16 protein-coding genes and 1 pseudogene are annotated in these 18048 nt (G+C 38.3%); 6 read left to right on the forward strand and 11 right to left on the reverse strand.

Annotation, left to right across the window (positions count from 1 at the left end; all coding sequences use genetic code 11):
* The first annotated feature begins 14 nt into the window (after positions 1–14).
* Complete coding sequence (locus tag DK880_RS05535; protein ID WP_239302537.1) at positions 15–596, forward strand: transposase; 582 nt, start codon at positions 15–17, stop codon at positions 594–596.
* A 55-nt stretch (positions 597–651) separates the two neighbouring features.
* On the opposite strand, the pseudogene DK880_RS05540 reads toward DK880_RS05535, so the two are convergent.
* The 3 genes and pseudogenes from DK880_RS05540 to DK880_RS05145 all read right to left on the reverse strand — a co-directional run bounded on the left by DK880_RS05540 (position 652) and on the right by DK880_RS05145 (position 3575).
* Positions 652–1784: pseudogene (locus tag DK880_RS05540) on the reverse strand (IS256 family transposase).
* Positions 1785–1891: 107 nt separating this feature from the next.
* Positions 1892–2782: an Rpn family recombination-promoting nuclease/putative transposase gene (locus DK880_RS01800; RefSeq protein ID WP_109997123.1), complete on the reverse strand. Its 891-nt coding sequence runs from the start codon at positions 2780–2782 to the stop codon at positions 1892–1894.
* Between the two features lie 643 nt (positions 2783–3425).
* Entirely contained in the window at positions 3426–3575 is a 150-nt protein-coding gene (locus DK880_RS05145; RefSeq protein ID WP_162534107.1) for a hypothetical protein, read from the reverse strand.
* A 366-nt stretch (positions 3576–3941) separates the two neighbouring features.
* Between DK880_RS05145 and DK880_RS01805 the strand changes: the two genes are divergently transcribed.
* The 3 genes from DK880_RS01805 (at position 3942) to DK880_RS01815 (ending at position 5345) form a co-directional block, all read left to right on the forward strand.
* The gene (locus DK880_RS01805; protein WP_109997124.1) at positions 3942–4187 is read left to right on the forward strand and encodes a hypothetical protein; all 246 of its coding nucleotides are present in this window, start codon (positions 3942–3944) and stop codon (positions 4185–4187) included.
* Between the two features lie 129 nt (positions 4188–4316).
* Positions 4317–4658 (forward strand): hypothetical protein, encoded by a 342-nt coding sequence (locus DK880_RS01810; RefSeq protein ID WP_109997125.1) that lies wholly within the window; start codon positions 4317–4319, stop codon positions 4656–4658.
* 201 nt (positions 4659–4859) lie between these two features.
* On the forward strand, positions 4860–5345 hold the full coding sequence (locus DK880_RS01815; protein WP_109997126.1) for a hypothetical protein: 486 nt from the start codon (positions 4860–4862) through the stop codon (positions 5343–5345).
* A gap of 196 nt (positions 5346–5541) precedes the next feature.
* Here the strand turns inward: DK880_RS01815 and DK880_RS01820 are convergent, their stop codons facing one another.
* The 8 genes from DK880_RS01820 to DK880_RS01855 form a co-directional block, all read right to left on the reverse strand.
* Positions 5542–6408: a DMT family transporter gene (locus tag DK880_RS01820; RefSeq protein WP_109997127.1), complete on the reverse strand. Its 867-nt coding sequence runs from the start codon at positions 6406–6408 to the stop codon at positions 5542–5544.
* Between the two features lie 15 nt (positions 6409–6423).
* Positions 6424–7359, reverse strand: a complete 936-nt coding sequence (gene trxB / locus DK880_RS01825) for a thioredoxin-disulfide reductase (RefSeq protein WP_109997128.1) — start codon at positions 7357–7359, stop codon at positions 6424–6426.
* 15 nt (positions 7360–7374) lie between these two features.
* Positions 7375–8238, reverse strand: a complete 864-nt coding sequence (locus DK880_RS01830; RefSeq protein WP_109997129.1) for a sigma-70 family RNA polymerase sigma factor — start codon at positions 8236–8238, stop codon at positions 7375–7377.
* 36 nt (positions 8239–8274) lie between these two features.
* On the reverse strand, positions 8275–10443 hold the full coding sequence (gene pnp, locus DK880_RS01835) for a polyribonucleotide nucleotidyltransferase (RefSeq protein ID WP_109997130.1): 2169 nt from the start codon (positions 10441–10443) through the stop codon (positions 8275–8277).
* 186 nt (positions 10444–10629) lie between these two features.
* A complete protein-coding gene (rpsO, locus tag DK880_RS01840; protein ID WP_109997131.1) occupies positions 10630–10914 on the reverse strand; it encodes a 30S ribosomal protein S15 in 285 nt (94 codons plus the stop codon).
* A 258-nt stretch (positions 10915–11172) separates the two neighbouring features.
* On the reverse strand, positions 11173–12495 hold the full coding sequence (ffh, locus tag DK880_RS01845) for a signal recognition particle protein (protein ID WP_109997132.1): 1323 nt from the start codon (positions 12493–12495) through the stop codon (positions 11173–11175).
* A 207-nt stretch (positions 12496–12702) separates the two neighbouring features.
* A complete protein-coding gene (locus DK880_RS01850) occupies positions 12703–13941 on the reverse strand; it encodes a M16 family metallopeptidase (RefSeq protein ID WP_109997133.1) in 1239 nt (412 codons plus the stop codon).
* Positions 13942–14186: 245 nt separating this feature from the next.
* The gene (locus DK880_RS01855) at positions 14187–15179 is read right to left on the reverse strand and encodes a hypothetical protein (protein ID WP_109997134.1); all 993 of its coding nucleotides are present in this window, start codon (positions 15177–15179) and stop codon (positions 14187–14189) included.
* Between the two features lie 332 nt (positions 15180–15511).
* Between DK880_RS01855 and DK880_RS01860 the strand changes: the two genes are divergently transcribed.
* Both DK880_RS01860 and glyA read left to right on the forward strand, forming a co-directional pair.
* The gene (locus tag DK880_RS01860) at positions 15512–16681 is read left to right on the forward strand and encodes an ankyrin repeat domain-containing protein (RefSeq protein ID WP_109997135.1); all 1170 of its coding nucleotides are present in this window, start codon (positions 15512–15514) and stop codon (positions 16679–16681) included.
* A gap of 34 nt (positions 16682–16715) precedes the next feature.
* The gene (gene glyA / locus DK880_RS01865) at positions 16716–18008 is read left to right on the forward strand and encodes a serine hydroxymethyltransferase (protein WP_420886315.1); all 1293 of its coding nucleotides are present in this window, start codon (positions 16716–16718) and stop codon (positions 18006–18008) included.
* Positions 18009–18048 lie beyond the last annotated feature (40 nt).

Raw genomic sequence — 18048 nt, forward strand, 5'->3', positions numbered from 1 at the left:
AAAAACAACTTACTATGTCCTATAATCTATTAGAGTCTTTTAGTGTATTACCTCAAGTAAATAATTTAGCAGTAGAAACGCTCAAGAAAACTATAGCCTGTCTGGAAGAACAGATAAGGTTTCTGGAGCAACACATGCTTTCTATTACGAAAGAAACCTATAATGCGCTCTATAAACGCATTAGTTCTATTAAAGGCATTGGAGATAGCATCGCTCTGGAACTTATCGTTGCGACTGGAGGGGGCCAACATTTTCAAAGCGCCAAACAATTCTCTAAGTTCATTGGCTTAGCTCCCACTTATGCACACTCTGGTTCTTCTATAAGGAAGAAGGGGCCTATCAATCGGCATGGGAACGCCAGGTTGCGTTCTTTATTCTATATGGCTTCTTGGTCGGCTATACGCTTTAATAAAGCGTGTAAATCATTTTATCAAAACTTAAAAGCCAGAGGGAAACCTGGAAAGGTAGCGCTTATTGCTGTGGCTAATAAACTGATTAGACAACTCTTTGCTATTCTTAGGGACGATACTTACTATATTGATGGCTATCTTTCTAAGCCGAATGTAACTGTTTATCAGTTGGAAAGATACTTTTAGGAGCATCTTATAGCGCTCTTGTTTGTGTTTAATAAAACAGATAAGTATAAAATTTTTACGATTGGATTTGTTTTTTAACATAGTTCGTTTTAAACACAGCTAGATCGTTAGGAAAGACCCTTTTATTTTTGGTAACTCTACGAAATTGGCTATTTACAGATTCCACAGCATTGGTTGTGTAAATGACCCTACGTATGGCGTTAGGGTAGTGTAAAAATAGCATCAGATTATTTCAATTAGCATACCAAGATTTGGCTATTTGTGGATAGTGTTGATTCCACTTAGTAGCAAAAGTTTCTAAGGCCATTAGTGCTTCTTCTTCAGTAACTGCAGTATAAATTGGCTTTAAATCAGCAGCTAATAACTTCTTATGTTTATAAGAAACATATTGCAAGCTGTTTCTAATTTGGTGCACAATACAGAGCTGGTGGTCTGTTTTAGGATATACAGCAGCGATTGCCTCAGACATACCTGATAAATTAGCTGTACAGGCAATTAGCATAGCGTGCATCCCTCGATTCTTGAGTTCTGTCAAGTTCCCTAGCCAAAATTTAGCTCCTTCATTTTCACTCATCCAAAGTCCTAAAACATCTTTCATGCCCAATTTATCTATACCTAACGCAACATAGACTGCCTTATGGATGATGCGCTTATCTTGTCTAACTTTAACTACAAAACAATAGCATAAACTGATTCTAAGGGACGATTTTGCCATATTTTAACATCTTCAATAACAGAATCTGTGCTATTACTTATCAAATTTTCACTAATCTCTGCAACATATAACGCTTGTATTTGGATCTGAATAGCTGATAGACTCATGCCTTTAGCGTATAAAGATAAGATCTTATCATCTAAACCTGCTATTCTTGTTTGACGTTTGGGTAATAAAACAGGTTCAAAAGCGGACGCTCTATCTCTGGGAACCTCAACTGATATAACCCCATTATCAGTAATAACTTCCTTGCTAGATAGGCCATTACGGGTATTTTCTGAATCACTACGTGCATACTTATTATAACCCAAATGCGTATCCATTTCTGATTGTAAGGCTTTTTCTATAAGAAGCTTGCTTAATTGTTTAAGTAAACCGCCTTGATCAAAAAGGGTGGATAGGTCTACGCCTGAGTCTATCAGTATATCTATTGCCTTGCTTATGCAATCCTTTGGTTGGTCTTTTTTTTTCATCTTTTTAAGTTTAATGGGTAAGCTATACAAAAATACATAGACAGACAACCTAAAATATATTTACACACTTAAAAAGACAGACCCGAAACAATGCTAGCCATTCCTAATTAGAAACTTTTTTCCTTTATAAGATCCTGGATATGAGAAGAAGGCAAGCCAGTAAGTAGAACGATATCTTCCATAGGGTAACCTTTGAGAAGCATAGCCTTAGCTATTGCTACCTTACCTATGCGCATGCCTTTCTCTTCTCCTATTTGCATGCCTTCCCTTCTAGCTTTTTCTAGCGTATTAGCCTCTATTCTGAGCCATTTTAAGTGGTCTTCATAGGCCATTCTTTCCTCATCCGTAAAGTTCATCGTATCTAAAACATGTAATGCCTTTTTTAGGCTGTTGTTCGCTAACGGTTGAGGTAAATTGTCTTTATTAAGTAATTCATGGCGGGTCAAAAAAGCTGTCCAAATGTCTAAAGAATTTTTTACCTTTTTTAATAAGCTATCTAAATCTTCCTTGGGACCTTTACTAAACTTAATCAGCTCTATAGTATGCAATTCTAAATCGGTAAAGCAGGGTAGACCACGCTCTTTTTCTGTGATATGGAATACATTATGATACTTATTACTGTCTGTTATAGAAATAAAATTTAGAATATGAATCCCTATGGCTTTGTTTAAAGTCGAATAATCCTCTGAGACTTTTAATTGATCTGTATACAACTTGGCCCAATAGTATAAGGCTCGCTTATCATAATCTGCTTCATCTGTGATTTGAATCTCTATATTAAACCGTTTCCCTGTTTCTCCTACTGCTTTTATATCTAGTATGGATAGCTTAGCACTTCTAAAATCTTTTGGATTATAAGGGTTTAATAGCGTAACATCTACCACTTGATCTTCTGGAGAAACAGTAGCATTTATTAAGGAAATCAGTAAATCCTTATTTTCTTCTACGCCAAATATTTTTTTGAAGGCCAAGTCAACCTTTGGGGTAATTTTTTCCATACCTTATCCTATTTTTTTAGTCCCAATACAAGCGCAATGCACACTGCAAGATACATAGTTTTTGAAAAACTGAGCCAGAAACACTTCGTTATGATACATCCTTGTCAGATAAAACCTCACTTGATTCTATAATAACCTAAAAATTAGCTTTATAAAGCGAGGCCGTTGCAATAGACTTTAAAAAATTTTCCTACAAAAGCCCTTTAATTTTTAGGAAAACGTTTAGGAAGCCTAATGGTAACGGTGATTGGGGGAGCTGTGATCGGAGCTTTGACTGTGAAGGAAATATCAAATGCAAGAAAAGCAAAAAAGATAAAAGCAGTAGGAGATTTAAACCATGACATAGTATGTGTATAAACCGATCAAGGAGCATACTCTAAGACTTATTCCCCTGTTATATTATCTGTAAACAGATAATATAACAGGGAAGCTTCCTGCATTCTTATCCCTACGGGAGCTTCTGCTCTGCTTTAATACGTTAAATTAGGGGAAGACTTAATACCTTGCCTGCCTTCTAAAATTCATCTTAGCATTCATTTTTACCTATTTATCGAATTTTACATTTGTCGATAAAATAGTAAAGCAGTATGCGTTCTATGTATTCGAGTATTTGGTATATCAAGATATCTCCTTTTTACCTTGTTTAAAAAGTACTAGGAAGCCAAGGGTCTTTGTAAAAAAAACCTAAAAATTCCTTACTATAATAGGCTTGATGTAAATTCCATGGTGTTTTTCTTGTTTTTCCATGTAAAATAACGGAAACTTGATAAGCAGGATCAGAATCATAATACATAACATAATGATTATGATTTGATTTACGGATTATCGAGCATCGGAAAATGAATCAATATAAATAGTGCAGTTATGTTTGGTATATATACTTCTTATAGGTTCGTAATCATTTTTTTATATGGTATGGTAGGATGTATGTTCAGTAGTTGTAACCAGCTGCATAGCAATATGTATCGATCTCAATCTACAAACATGCCTATAGGCCCTAATACGCAACTAGGAAAATTTATGAATCCTGGAGCTAAGGAAATACCATGCCTTACTATATTATTCTTTACATAATTACCTACTTCCCAATACAATACTCAAAAATATAGATATACCTGAAGAATATCAAGAAGAAGTAAAAGATTATCTTGTTAAGAAAATGTTATCCCTGTTAAACCGTTTCATTGAAGCCATGAGTGATGCGTTTAACATGCGTATACAAAATACGGCCCGTCAGACGAAGACAAGCCTTTCTGAATTGAAAGAAGACCAGATTAAAGACATTGCCTTACTCAAAGAGATTTGCTCATTCAAGGGACTTCCGGAAAAGTTTGAAACTGATTTGGAAAGAAAACTATCCCAAGAGCAATCCAATCCTATCACTGTGAGCGAATTATGGCAGTAGACTTTTACAAAGATACTAACGTATATAAAAAATCACCTTCGGAATCAAATTGATCAATTTGATCCTGAAAAATATGGGTATGAAAAGAATAAAGATTAAGATACTGAAAAGGAAATAATAAAAAAGCTAATGGATACATTTTTGAAAGACATATGGGAGAAAACTAAGCCTTTAGAGTTCCATACCATTGCATCTGATTCTGAGATAGTATCAGAGATATTTCAAAATGAAGCAATCATTAGAAATCTATTCATTAATTCATTTACAGGATCTGTAGACAAAGATAAACAATTGCATTTTACTAGAGAGCTAACGTTACATATCTCTATGGAAGAATTTCAATTTTTAGTTGACAAAGTTCGTACTAATAATCAAAATAAATCATCCTATGTAGCAGAAATCTATGTAGCTTTAAAAGACAAGGTAGTAAAGGTAATCTTAAAGATTTTTTTCATAAGATGGATAAAATAAATCAAGAAAATAAATCTATACGTGATAATATACGTAATCAAAAAGGTGGGGGTGAAGCAAATCGGTTGTATCAAGCTTATGTAGAAAGTAAAAAAAATAAACCACAATCTTTCAAAGAATATCCCCTGAGAGAGCAGAACCTATAGAGGATATCCTAAAAGGATTAGGAATAAATCAGACTGAAAAAAAACAAAAACAAACTTGCCTAAGGCGAAGAAAGCTAAGCGGCACAGACTAAGGAATAAAAAACCAATAGCAAAACTCGGCTATAATACAAATAATACGGAAAGTGAGATAATAGCAGAAAAAAGAACAGATCGTTTTCAACATGAAGCATCTAATAGTACACTTGTTCCAGATTCATTCGAATATCATTTTAGAGTAAAAAAATGGGAGGAAGAGCCAAATTGGCTATTAACCTATTTTCAGAATGCAAAAGGGGCAGATGGTCGCTATAGGAAAGCCAATAATACAATTGAAAACGTAACAAGAGAAAAGTTTCGGCATGACGCACGTCCTGTTGGACAGATTATACAACAACCGGATAGAGCGAAGTACTTTTTTACCCTTGGGAACCCTAACACACGCTCAGCTTTAGCTGTTTTATCTGATAATAATGGTAATATAAAGAAGCAAGTTTTACTCAGAGCATATGCAACGTACAATGGTATGCAATGGAGGATGTAGACGAGGTACTCAGAATTAAATGGGCATTCTATCAGCTGAAACTACTCAAATCAACTACTGACTGTAGTGGAATGGCTCATAACTGGTGGAGATAAAATGGATCTTACCCGTTCACTAACGAAACTTAATGCAAAAGATATATCAAACAGCTGCTATAGAAACTATAGCACATTAAAAAAAGCGCAAGCGCACGCTACTATAAACGATTTTGGTAATAAGCCACAAACGAAGTAGCCGCAATAATACAGGCAGCACCTATATAAGTAGTCCCCAACGGCCATTCGTTAAAAAACAGTATACCAAATAAAACAGAATATAATAACTCTGTATACTTAATAGGCGCTAAAGCAGTTACAGCTGCCAAAGCAAAGGCCCTTAGTAGAAAATAAAGAATCAAATTACTACCAATACCTAATAGGCCTAAACTAAGCAGTTGAACAAGGGTAGGCTTTTGCCAACTCAGATAGGCGAATGGAAAAATACAAAAAGCAGCAACCGCATTAGAAAAAAAAAGTAAGGCAAGCATAGGCTCCCGAGAAATATATCTTTTATTGATAACATCCAATAAAGCAAATACTACCGTTGCAGCTATACAGGCTAAAGCAGCCATATAGTGGTTAACCATAGTTGGCTGAAATACAATTACAATGGCTACAAAAGATAGTAAAGTAGCAAGCCATATAGGCCAAGAGATGTTTTCTCTTAAAAAAATATTAGCCAATATCAGTACAAAAACAGGATTTGTAAATCCTATTACGATAGCTGTACTCATTGGCACATAGGCTAGACCATAGCAATACAAGCCCATCGCAACGGCTAAAAAAAATCCGCGCACCAAATGCAGCGTAAATCGTGTTGTTGTCAACGCATACTTATAGCAGCCAATAGGTAACAAAACCAAACTACCAAAGCAAAAACGAAAGAAGCAAATCTGACAAGCGGGTAATCTTGTAGCTAAATATTTGGTAATTACATCGTTTAGGCAACTTGTAAGAATACTGAGTTGCATCCATAGCACCGCTCTTACATAGCTATTTCTAAATAAATGGCTGTTTTTACACATAAAGAAAGATAAAAGCTACCATTCATTTGCTTGCAGGAAGCGCTCCGCATCTAATGCAGCCATACAGCCTGTCCCAGCAGCCGTCACAGCTTGTCGATAGTAGCGATCTTGTACATCACCCGCAGCAAATACACCGGCTACATTGGTATGGGTTGTCCCTAATTGCACCTGAATATAGCCTTCACTATCTACCGATAAATAGGGCAAAAAAAGCTTAGAATTAGGCACATGCCCTATGGCAATAAAACAACCTGTGGCGGCTAGGATAGAAACTGTTTGAGAAAGAGTGTGGATTACCTGTACTGCTTCTACGGTTTCTTCCCCGATTATTTCTTGTACTTCTGTATGGAAGCAGAGCTGGATATTGCTTTTTTGCAAAAGACGCTCCTGCATAATGCGCGAGGCACGCATTGTATCCTTACGTACCAAAAGGTAAACTTTCTTACAAAGCTTAGATAAATAGAGCGCCTCTTCTGCAGCTGAATCCCCCCCTCCTACTACTACAACTGTTTCATTTTTAAAGAAAAATCCATCACAAACGGCACAAGCCGAAACCCCTTTTCCATATAACTTTTTTTCAGAAGGCAGCCCCAACCATTTGGCAGAAGCACCCGTAGCAATAACCACAGATCGCGCACGCAACGTTTCCCCTCTATCAGTGGTTAACAACCGGGGATAAATAGAAAAATCTACTGTCGCAATACTCCCTTCCTGAATGATCGTACCAAACCGCTCTGCTTGTGCTTGCAAATCTTCCATCATATTAGGACCTTGCACACCTGCCCTATAACCAGGATAGTTTTCTACCTCTCCTGTAAGGGTTAGTTGTCCACCTGGCTGTGGTCCTTGGTATAAAACAGGACATAAACCTGCACGTGCCGCATAAATAGCTGCTGTATACCCAGCTGGCCCCGACCCGATAACAACCAGCTGTACAGATTGCTTATCCATAAAGTAAAGTAATGCTTACCCTAAATAACATTTTAATGCTTCACTGCCTATAGATGCTTTGAGCTTTTTAACGGCCTTTTCCTTTACTTGCCGTACACGTTCGCGCGTTAAACCAAAACGAGCCCCTATCTCTTCTAATGTCAATATTTCTGTACTATTTAAACCAAAATAGTAACTAAGTACATCCCGCTCCCTAGCACTCAGCACAACCAATGCACGCTGGATTTCTTTACATAAAGAATCATTCATTAGCTCACTATCTGGCTTTTTCTCTACATCACTTTCTAAAACATCTAGTAAGCTGTTTTCCTCACCTTGCACAAAGGGAGCATCTACCGAAATAGGACGCCCCGCCATCTTTAAAGCATCCCTTACCTCTTCCGCATCAATTTCTAAAAACTCAGCTAGCTCCTCTACCGTTGGCTCTCGCTCATACTTTTGCTCTAGATGGGCAAAAGTTCTAGATATTTTGCTGAGGGAACCAATTCTATTTAACGGCAACCGTACAATCCTAGCCTGCTCCGCTAAGGCTTGTAATATGGACTGCCTAATCCACCATACCGCATAAGAAATAAACTTAAAGCCTCTTTTCTCATCAAACCGTTGCGCAGATTTAATTAAACCTAAATTTCCTTCGTTAATTAAATCACTCAGGGAAAGCCCTTGGTTTTGATATTGCTTCGCTACAGAAACTACGAAACGAAGGTTAGCATTCGTTAAGCGCTCAAAAGCAGCTCTATCGCCCATTTTAATTCTTTTAGAAAGTGCTACCTCTTCATCTGCACTTAGCAACGGAACCTTTCCAATTTCTTGAAGATATTTATCCAAAGACTGGTTTTCACGATTCGTAATTTGCTTACTTATTTTCAGTTGTCTCATAATGATTAATGCTTTAGAGGGTTTGGTTACTGTAGTCTAATCAATCAGAGGATCCTGATCTATCCCTCCCTGCCCTTCTGGTACCAACAATACCTTACGTGATAATCTATATTTACCTGATTTAGAATCTATACCAACTAACTTTACTTGTAAGGTTTCGCCCACTTCTAATACCTTCTCTAAATCTTCGATGCGTTCCCAACGCACTTCTGAAACATGTAACAAACCATCCTTACCAGGCATAAATTCCACAAATGCACCATAGTTTAATACAGCCTTCACCTTCCCTGTATAAACTTCCCCAACAACTGGTTTGGCTACAATAGTTTGTATTCTGCTCATTGCTTTTTCTAATAATACCTGGTTAGATGCAAATATAGTAACAATACCTTTTTTATCTTTCTCTACAATGGTAATACTGGTATCACTCTCTTTTTGAATTTCTTGAATTACTTTTCCTCCAGGCCCAATAATTATTCCAATCAGTTCTCTGTCTACCTCTATAGTAGTAACACTAGGGGCATGTGGCTTACGTGCTGACCGGGCAACCGCTATCGTTTCAGTCATTTTCTGAAAAATATGGAGCCTACCTGCCTTAGCCTGTAACAAAGCTTGCTCCAGCATTTGATAGGATATCCCAGCTAGCTTCATATCCATTTGACAGGCTGTAATACCTTCTTGCGTACCTGTCACCTTAAAATCCATATCTCCTACATAATCCTCATCCCCCAAGATATCAGATAGTATAGCGAACTGATTGGTCATAGGATCTGTAATAAGTCCCATAGCAATACCTGCTACATGTGACTTAATAGGAATCCCCGCATCCATCAAAGCCAAAGAACCTGCACAAACCGTTGCCATAGAAGAAGAGCCATTGGACTCTAATATATCAGACACTATACGTATAGTATACAAATTTTCTGTATCAGGTGGTAGTACCGCCTTCAATGCCCGCATAGCTAAATTACCATGCCCTATCTCCCGACGAGAAGGACCTCTATTGGGCCTAATTTCTTTAGTAGAAAAAGCAGGAAAATTATAATGCAATAGAAAACGACTGTATCCATCCTCCATGGCTCTATCAATAATCTGCTCATCAAGCTTACTGCCCAAGGTAACCGTAGTCAAGGATTGCGTTTCTCCTCTTGTAAAAAGAGCAGAACCATGTGCAGCAGGTAGATAATCTACTTCTGATTCAATCGACCGAATTTGATCATGCCGACGGCCATCTACACGAAGCCCTTCCTCTAATACAAGCGCCCGAATAACTTGTTTTTCTATTTCAAAGGCCCATGCTTGCTGCTGAGCAGCTGCTATGTCTTCACCTTGTTGGTCCTTAGCCAACTGTTCCTTATATGCTTCCAGCACAGCTGTAAAAGCTTCCCTACGCAAAATCTTAGAGGGTATGCCTTTCCGTGCAACGGCATACATGGCATGGTAAACCGCCTCTCGTAAAGTAGCCGGATAATCTATAGCGGCAAGCCAATCAATAGGTGTAAAGGGCTGCTTGGTCACACCAACTGCTTCCATAAGCTCCCTTTGTACTTGACACTGCCATTTAATAGCTGTGTGGGCATAACGTATGGCTTCCACTACTTCTGCTTCTGCTACCTCTAACATTTCCCCTTCTACCATAAGGATGCTATCATCCGTAGCCGCTACGATAAGGTTGATATCCGCTTGCTCTACTAAACTAGCCACTGGATTAATGACAAACTTACCTTTTACGCGCACGACCCGTACTTCAGAAATAGGTCCGTTAAATGGAATAGGTGAAACCGCTAACGCAGCAGAGGCAGCTAATGCAGCAAATGCATCTGGTAACACAGCATCATCAGCAGATATCAATGCTATATTAACCTGAACAGCATGCGCAAATCCCTTAGGGAAAAGCGGACGTAAAGCACGGTCTACTAGCCTTGCAATAATAATTTCATGATCCCCTAATCTACCCTCTCGCTTAAAAAAACCACCGGGTATCTTACCAGAAGCAGCAAATTTCTCCTGATAATCAATAGAAAGAGGAAATCCTCCTTGTTCCGAATTCGGGTGCTCCTTAGCTACTACTGTTGCTAAAAGCATGGTATCGGCTACACGTACGACTACAGCACCATCTGCTTGCGTAGCAAGCTTACCAGTCTCTATGGTAATCAGAGGGTGGTCTGGTAGGGTTATGGTCTTTGAAATAACTTTTCTAAACATAGGATAGATGTATGTATTAGTTCATAGCCGACAATACATTCAATGTGACTATGAAACGATTGGTATAAAACTTTATGCAAAGGTATTAAAATATTCTAACACCTCTTGCACAAGTCTATACAGAAAGCATGCAAATAACGCAGGGAAACCTTATTGCGTTTAAGCATGCACAACACATGGTGTGGCTTATTTCCTTAAGCCAAGACTGGTAATAACATTTCTATAACGCTGCAAATCTTCTTTTTTAAGATAAGCCAGTAACCGTCTACGCTTACCTACTAACTTTAAAAGGCCTAATTTTGCAGCATAATCTTTCCCCTTAAGGCGCAAATGCTCTGTTAAATGCTTAATTCTATAAGTAAATAGGGCAATTTGTGATTCAGGGGAACCACTATCTTTCTCACAATGGGCATGCCCAAAAGTCTTAAAAAGCGCTTGTTTTTGTTGACGTGGTTGATTTGTTAACTTCATAAATGTGCCTATAAGTATAAGGAGTTAATGCACAAATCTAATCATAAAATAACTTATACGCAAATAGACGCAGCAACGAGCCTGCTCACTATTGCTTATAGTTCCATAGGTTTTATGCATGAATAGGATATCTTTTGTGCAAGGAACAGACAGACATTATACGCTCTGTTACCTAAACAATGGGTATGCAAATTACACAGCAAGCAGCTCCAGTAGCCAGGCAAAACAGCTTGCAAGAGGTAACGCTTAAAAATATTTTTACTTTTTAGAAGCGCCAAATAAAGTAAATTTGGGGCCTTCTTTACCTATTTTTTTCATTGTCTTACAGAGCATATTAAAATTTTTAAGCAATTGGTTAACTGCTTGTATAGAAGTTCCACTTCCTCGTGCAATACGTTCCTTACGCTGTTGATCTATACTATCTGGTTGCTGTCTTTCTTTAGGGGTCATGGATTGAATAATGACCTCTACATTTCCAAATAGACCCTCATCCAATGGAAAGTCCTGAAGCGTTTTACCCATAACAGGTAACATAGCAAGCATTTCTTTTATATTACCCATTTTTTTTATCTGTTGCACTTGATGCACTAAGTCCTCTAAATTAAATTGATTGCTCCTTATTTTTTGACTTAACTTACGCTGCTGCTCCTCGGTATATATCTGTTCTGCACGTTCCACCAGAGAAATTACATCTCCCATGCCTAAAATTCGACTGGCCATACGATCTGGATGGAACAGATCTAAATCTTGCATCTTCTCCCCTGTACTAATGAATTTAATCGGCTTCTGTACAACATTGCGAATCGAAAGTGCTGCACCACCACGGCTATCTCCATCTAATTTTGTGAGTACCACGCCATCAAAATGAAGTCTTTCATGAAAAGTTTGCGCAGTGGCAACTGCATCTTGACCTGTCATGGCATCTACTACGAAAAGGGTTTCGGAAGGGTTCAACGTTTTTTTTAATAGTTGCAACTCCTGCATCATTTTCTCATCTATAGCCAAACGCCCAGCTGTATCTATAATGACAAGCTCTACTGCTTGCTGCTTGGCCTCCTTCAGCGCATTCTGTGCAATAATTACCGGATCCTTAGCCATTGGATCACTGTATACGCTAATGGACAACTGCTCCCCTAGCTGCTTTAATTGCTCAGCCGCTGCAGGTCTATACACATCACAGGCTACCAAACAACAGGTTTTGTTTTTCTTTTTGTAATAGTAAGCTAACTTACCGGCTAAAGTGGTTTTACCAGCACCTTGTAAACCTGCTACCAATATAATAGCGGGATTCCCCGTAAGATTTACCTCGGCATGCTTACCTCCCATTAAATCGGTTAAAGCATCTTGTACCAACTTGGTAAAGAGCTGTCCTGGTGATACAGCAGTAAGAATATCAGTACCAATGGCCTTTTGCTTGATCGCATCTGTTACCTGCTTGGCTACTTTATAATGCACATCTGCCTGTACAAGACTCCTCCTAATCTCTTTGACGGTAGCAGCAATATTGATGTCCGTAATACGGTTCTGCCCCTTTAAAGATTTAATAGCTTTTTCTAAATTTTTACTAAGATGCTCAAACATAGTGAAGTATAAATATAATCTGATGAATTTGTATTATATGCTGATGACCTGAACTAAACCATTTGATACTGTATGGTATAGCTGCTATAAATGGCATCCCCTCTTTCCTTGTATCCTAGGAGAAAGACCACATAAGCCAGCCTTTCTTGCTTGCATACCTTATGAAATTTGTTACAAAGTATGTAAGGTATTGCTCCTGCCCCTTACTTATGTAGTGGAAATCGTTTGGTAATAAAGCGTAGAGCAATTACACTCCTGTAATACCTCTTGCCCTACCGCTTGCACTTCTTCTAATGTAACGGCTCTAACGTAATCAATACTTCTGTTTACCAAATGGGTGTCGCCTAATAGCGTAGCCATGGCTAAATCTTGCGCACGATTGACTATACTTACTTGCGCATAAACCATCTGTGCTTGTATCTGGTTCTTAGCCTTTTCCAATTCAGTAGCAGTAATCGCTTCTAGCTTTTGCAACGTAGCTATTAAAGCGCTTTCAGCCGTCTCCAATGAAACAGAAGGAGCTGGGCTACCACTGATAACCAACAAACCAGGATCCAGGGTATCCGTAATATAGCACTCTATCCTAGTATAAAGCGCCTGATCGTCTACCAAGTCAACCTGTAATAGAGCAGCCTTTCCTTCACTCAATAGGGTCCTTACTATTTCTGCTGCATAATAGCCTTTTTTCCCCTTACCTGACATATGGTAAGCTTTATAAAGCATGGGAAAGGGAACGGCCCCTTCTATTACTTTGCGTCTAGCTTCCCACTGCCTTGGTTCTTGCGGCAAAACCCTATGGTAAGCATGGCGTGCTGGAATAGGTTCAAACCATTTTTTACATAACTGTGCTATCTCCTGCTGCTTCACTTTTCCTGCTATAACTAGCACCGCATTGCTAGGACAGTAAAATTTATAAAAAAAATCTTTAACCGCCTCTATGGTAACCCGCTCTATATGGCTTACGGTTTTACCAATAACAGGCCATTGATAGGGATGAACCTTATAAGCCATACCCATTAAATGATGCCATGCATCTCCATAGGGCTGATTAAGATAGTGCTCCTTGAATTCCTCCACCACCACTTTTTTTTGAATTTCGAGCGACTTTTCATCAAATGCTAAACCAAGCATGCGATCAGACTCAAGCCAACAAGCAGTCTCTACATTAACAGCTGGTAACAAAGAATAATAATTGGTTATATCTGTAGTGGTATAGGCATTGCTCTCTCCCCCTACTTGTTGCAGCGGCTTATCATAAGAGGGAATGTTATAAGAACCACTAAACATAAAATGTTCAAACAAATGGGCAAACCCTGTTTGCGTGGCAGACTCATCCCTCGCACCTACCTGATACAGCACATTCACCACAGCAATATGGCTGTTTGGCTCTTCATGTACTACCACTTGCAAACCATTGGCTAATGTAAATTTCTCAAAGGAAATCATTGGGATTATTAAAATAATTCAGAAAATTATAGAAGCATGTGAAAAACCATCAGCCTTCCTTTTTTAAACTTTTTCCAATTCTGGATATATTTTTTAAAGTAACTGAACTTTTACCTGTGTAAATATAAAAATTTTAAATGGATGGCACAGAAATAAAACAAAAGCGAACCTTACAAAATCAGGAGCAAAAAAGAAACTTACCATCTAATAGAACATCTATTGCTATTACTAGCATTAATACGCAATCAAGATAAAGCATCCCGTAGTTTAGTGAGTAAATGCAAATTTGGACAGATACGATAAATGGTAAACTGATCTAATGTGGTTAATGATCCAGGATCGTTACACATTTTTACACAGAGTTTTGTATCACATTTGTAAAGATAGCTTAACGTACCTAATAGGTCTATACGCTCACTCAAGTTAAATACGCCGTCATTATTAAATGCATAAAGGAAATTCTCAATACTTTCAGCTTCCGCTCGATAAAAAAGGGCCTTTAGCTGCTTTTGATCTGCGTTACAAAATTGCATAATCAATCTCATAAATTCTTCCCGCTCTACACCTTTAAGGGGGAGCTTCTCACCCCAATCATCTTTCTTGGTGGACTCTGTTGGTATAGTTGCTTCCTTTTTCTCTGACTCCTGGTCAATAATTTGCTTAAGATTACCTTCAGTTACAGTTAACTTTTTCTGTCTAACTGCAGAGAGCATCTTCTTTAGTTCCCCTATGTCAAGAATTTTTAACCTTGATCGCACTCGCGCATCTTTTATCTGATCTTGTAGTACATTTGGTAAACTTGCTTTAATTTGCTCATCTATTTTTTCCTGGTCAGAACAACTTTCCACTTTATTTTTTAATTCAGCTGCCTCTGATGGGGACAATACTTTTCGCCATGCTTCATAAAGTTTTTGATAAACAAGATGGATTTCTATAAATGCAATGCCTTCCTCTACTTTTTCAATTTTATTTATGCTTTTTTCTAACTTCTCTTTTCTACTATCGTCTAACAAAACAGATAAGGCCATGTAATCATCCATAGCCGCTTCGGCTGAAGCACCTTTATTTTCTTTGCTTGCAGCAAGTAACCTTCCCATCATATCATTGCGCTTAGCTAAAAACGCACTCTTTACACCACAACTTGTACAAAAAATAACAACTACAATGGAAACAGCAACTAACAAAACGCAATAATTCCCTTTAGATTGGTTACTCCGTCTAACCTCTTTGTTTTTCATTTAACGAACTCTATTTATTTTATTTTATTTTATTGCGCTGCGCTATCTCTAAACTGATTCAGTATACGTAAATAGCTACCTATCTTGCGCTAATGGCTTCACTTGATAAAAATGATTATAGACTGATAATCATTATTTTTATTTTAAATACATTGAAAAACTTACGCTTAGCTGCTGTTACTACCTGTTGAATAGTACAAAAAAAATTGCAGCTCAACAAGCATTATATAAACGCTTCCCTATGCCACCTCTGTACAGCTATGTTTAGGTTATTAAAACTTTTATTTATAAATTAATGGGTATAATACGTTATTCTATTCTTTTTATACTTGATGTATCCAGTAACTATTTATCGATTGGTTGGTATTGCATTCAAATGGCTATTTTGTATAGGGATCCTATTAAGCCAAACGTTTCATTACAGTCAGGCAGCCTTAGAAAAGATGCACGCTCCCCCTACTTCTCCTCCGCCTCAACAGCTTATATTGGCTATTGAATCAAACGATGTACAAAAGGCAGCTGCCTTGATAGGTGACCGTCAAAATATTAATGACACAGATTTTTTTGGGTATAGTCCTTTGCATTACGCTGTTAAACGCGGTAAGGTTCCCATTGTTTCTCTACTCATTAAAGCAAAAGCGCTATTAAACCAAGTGAGTATACAGCATGGCAATACACCGCTGCTATTAGCTATTGAAACAGGGCATAAAAAAATTACTTCCCTTTTGCTAACTGCTGGTGCAGATACAACAATAAAGAATCATTTGGGATATAACGCCTTACATCTGGCTATTCAACACAAAAGAGAAGACCTTGTACAGCTCCTGCTAGAAGCAGCTGCTCCCTATAATAGCTGTACCCCAGAAGGCTATACTCCTTTGCTCTTGGCCATCCAAGCGGGCAGTATCCCTATGATACAGCAATTAGTAAAACGCAATAATATTACTGATTTTCAAGATAAAAATGGATATAATGCTTTGCATTGGGCTATCAAAAAGCAGGCCAAAGCTATTTTTACCATACTGGTGCAATCGGGCAAATTCAATGTGCAGGCAGTAAGTCAAAAGGGGGAAACCCCTCTGCATCTTATAGCAGCCAACCGGAATATACATCCATCGTTTTTAAAGCAGCTGTTATCTGTTTCCGTCTTACAAGTAAATGCAACGGATGCAGCAGGGAGTACGCCTTTGCATTATGCAGCAGCTGCCAATCATTTTAAAGCTGTGCAAGGTTTAGTAAAACATGCCAACATACAGGTAAACCAGCAGAACCATGCAGGCCAAACAGCATTACATTATGCCGTAGCCAACAACCATGTAGCTATGGTTAAGCAGCTATTAACGCGTGTTGGTAGTGCGGTTTCATTAGCGAATAAAAAAGGGATAACACCCATAGAATGGGCTATGCGTCATAAGTATACTAAAATTTACAGGCTATTATTGGCACATATCAGTTTTATAGAAAGCGAAGAAATGGTAGATACAGACAGTTACGCGCAGTAACACAGCTGTTAAGGTTCCCTCAATAAATGATATGATGCAACCAGATCCCACTGTTCCTTTATTGATAGAGAAAGAAAAAAAACGTCAAGAATCGACGTTAACGCTGATTGCGTCTGAAAATTTTGTTTCTGCACAGGTAGCTGCTGCTACGGGTAGCCTACTGACCAACAAATATGCAGAAGGGCTACCGGGGAAACGTTACTATGGCGGATGCCACATCATAGATGAGATAGAATCATTGGCTATTGAACGTGCTAAAAGCTTATTTAAAGTGGCATGGGCAAATGTGCAGCCGCATTCTGGTTCTCAAGCTAATGCTGCATTAATGATGGCTGTTTTAAAACCTGGCGATAAGATTTTAGGCTTTAATTTGGCACATGGAGGCCATTTAACCCATGGCTCCCCTGTGAATTTTTCCGGTAGATTATACCAGGCTTCTTTCTATGGTGTAAATCCAGATACAGGTTATATTGATTGGGAATCAGTAGCTAAAAAAGCAAAAAAAGAAAGACCTGCTATTATTATTTGTGGTGCGTCTGCCTATAGTCGCGATTGGGATTATATACAATTGCGTGCTATTGCAGATGAAGTAGCTGCTTTCTTATGGGCAGATATTTCCCATCCTGCGGGACTTATCAGTCAAGGATTGTTAAATGATCCTTTTCCTTATTGCCATTTTGTAACTACTACGACCCATAAAACCCTTCGGGGACCTAGGGGGGGACTGCTATTAATGGGACAAGATTTCGATAATCCCTTCGGTAAAACCAATAGAAATGGACTATTACATAAGATGTCTGCCTTACTGGATGCTGCTGTTTTTCCTGGTACACAGGGTGGACCATTAGAGCATAGTATAGCAGCTAAAGCCGTTGCCTTTTATGAGGCCATGACGCATAGCTTTAAGTGTTATGCTAGGCAGGTACAAAAAAATGCCCACGTTATGGCACAAGCCTTCCTAGATGAAGGGTATAGTATTCTATCAGGTGGAACGGATAACCATTTGTTGTTGCTCGATCTCTACAAACAAAATATTACAGGTAAACAAGCTGAAACGGTTTTAGAACAAGCGGATATTATTACCAATAGAAATTTGGTTCCCTTTGATAAAAATACCCCTCAAGTTACATCCGGTATTCGCTTGGGAACAGCTGCTGTTACTACCAGAGGCTTGAAAGAAAAAGATATGCTGTTGATAGTGGAATGGATAGACTATCTGCTTAAAAATAAAGACAAAGATTCCCAGATTAAGAAAGTAAAGCAAATGGTTAATGCCTATATGTGCCGCTTCCCGTTGACTACTGTGGATGGCTCCGTTACTGAGTAAGGGGAGCCTAGCTACCTTGATGCTTTTCTTATGTCTTATG

The organism is Candidatus Cardinium hertigii, from assembly GCF_003176915.1.
Classification (GTDB): domain Bacteria; phylum Bacteroidota; class Bacteroidia; order Cytophagales; family Amoebophilaceae; genus Cardinium; species Cardinium hertigii_A.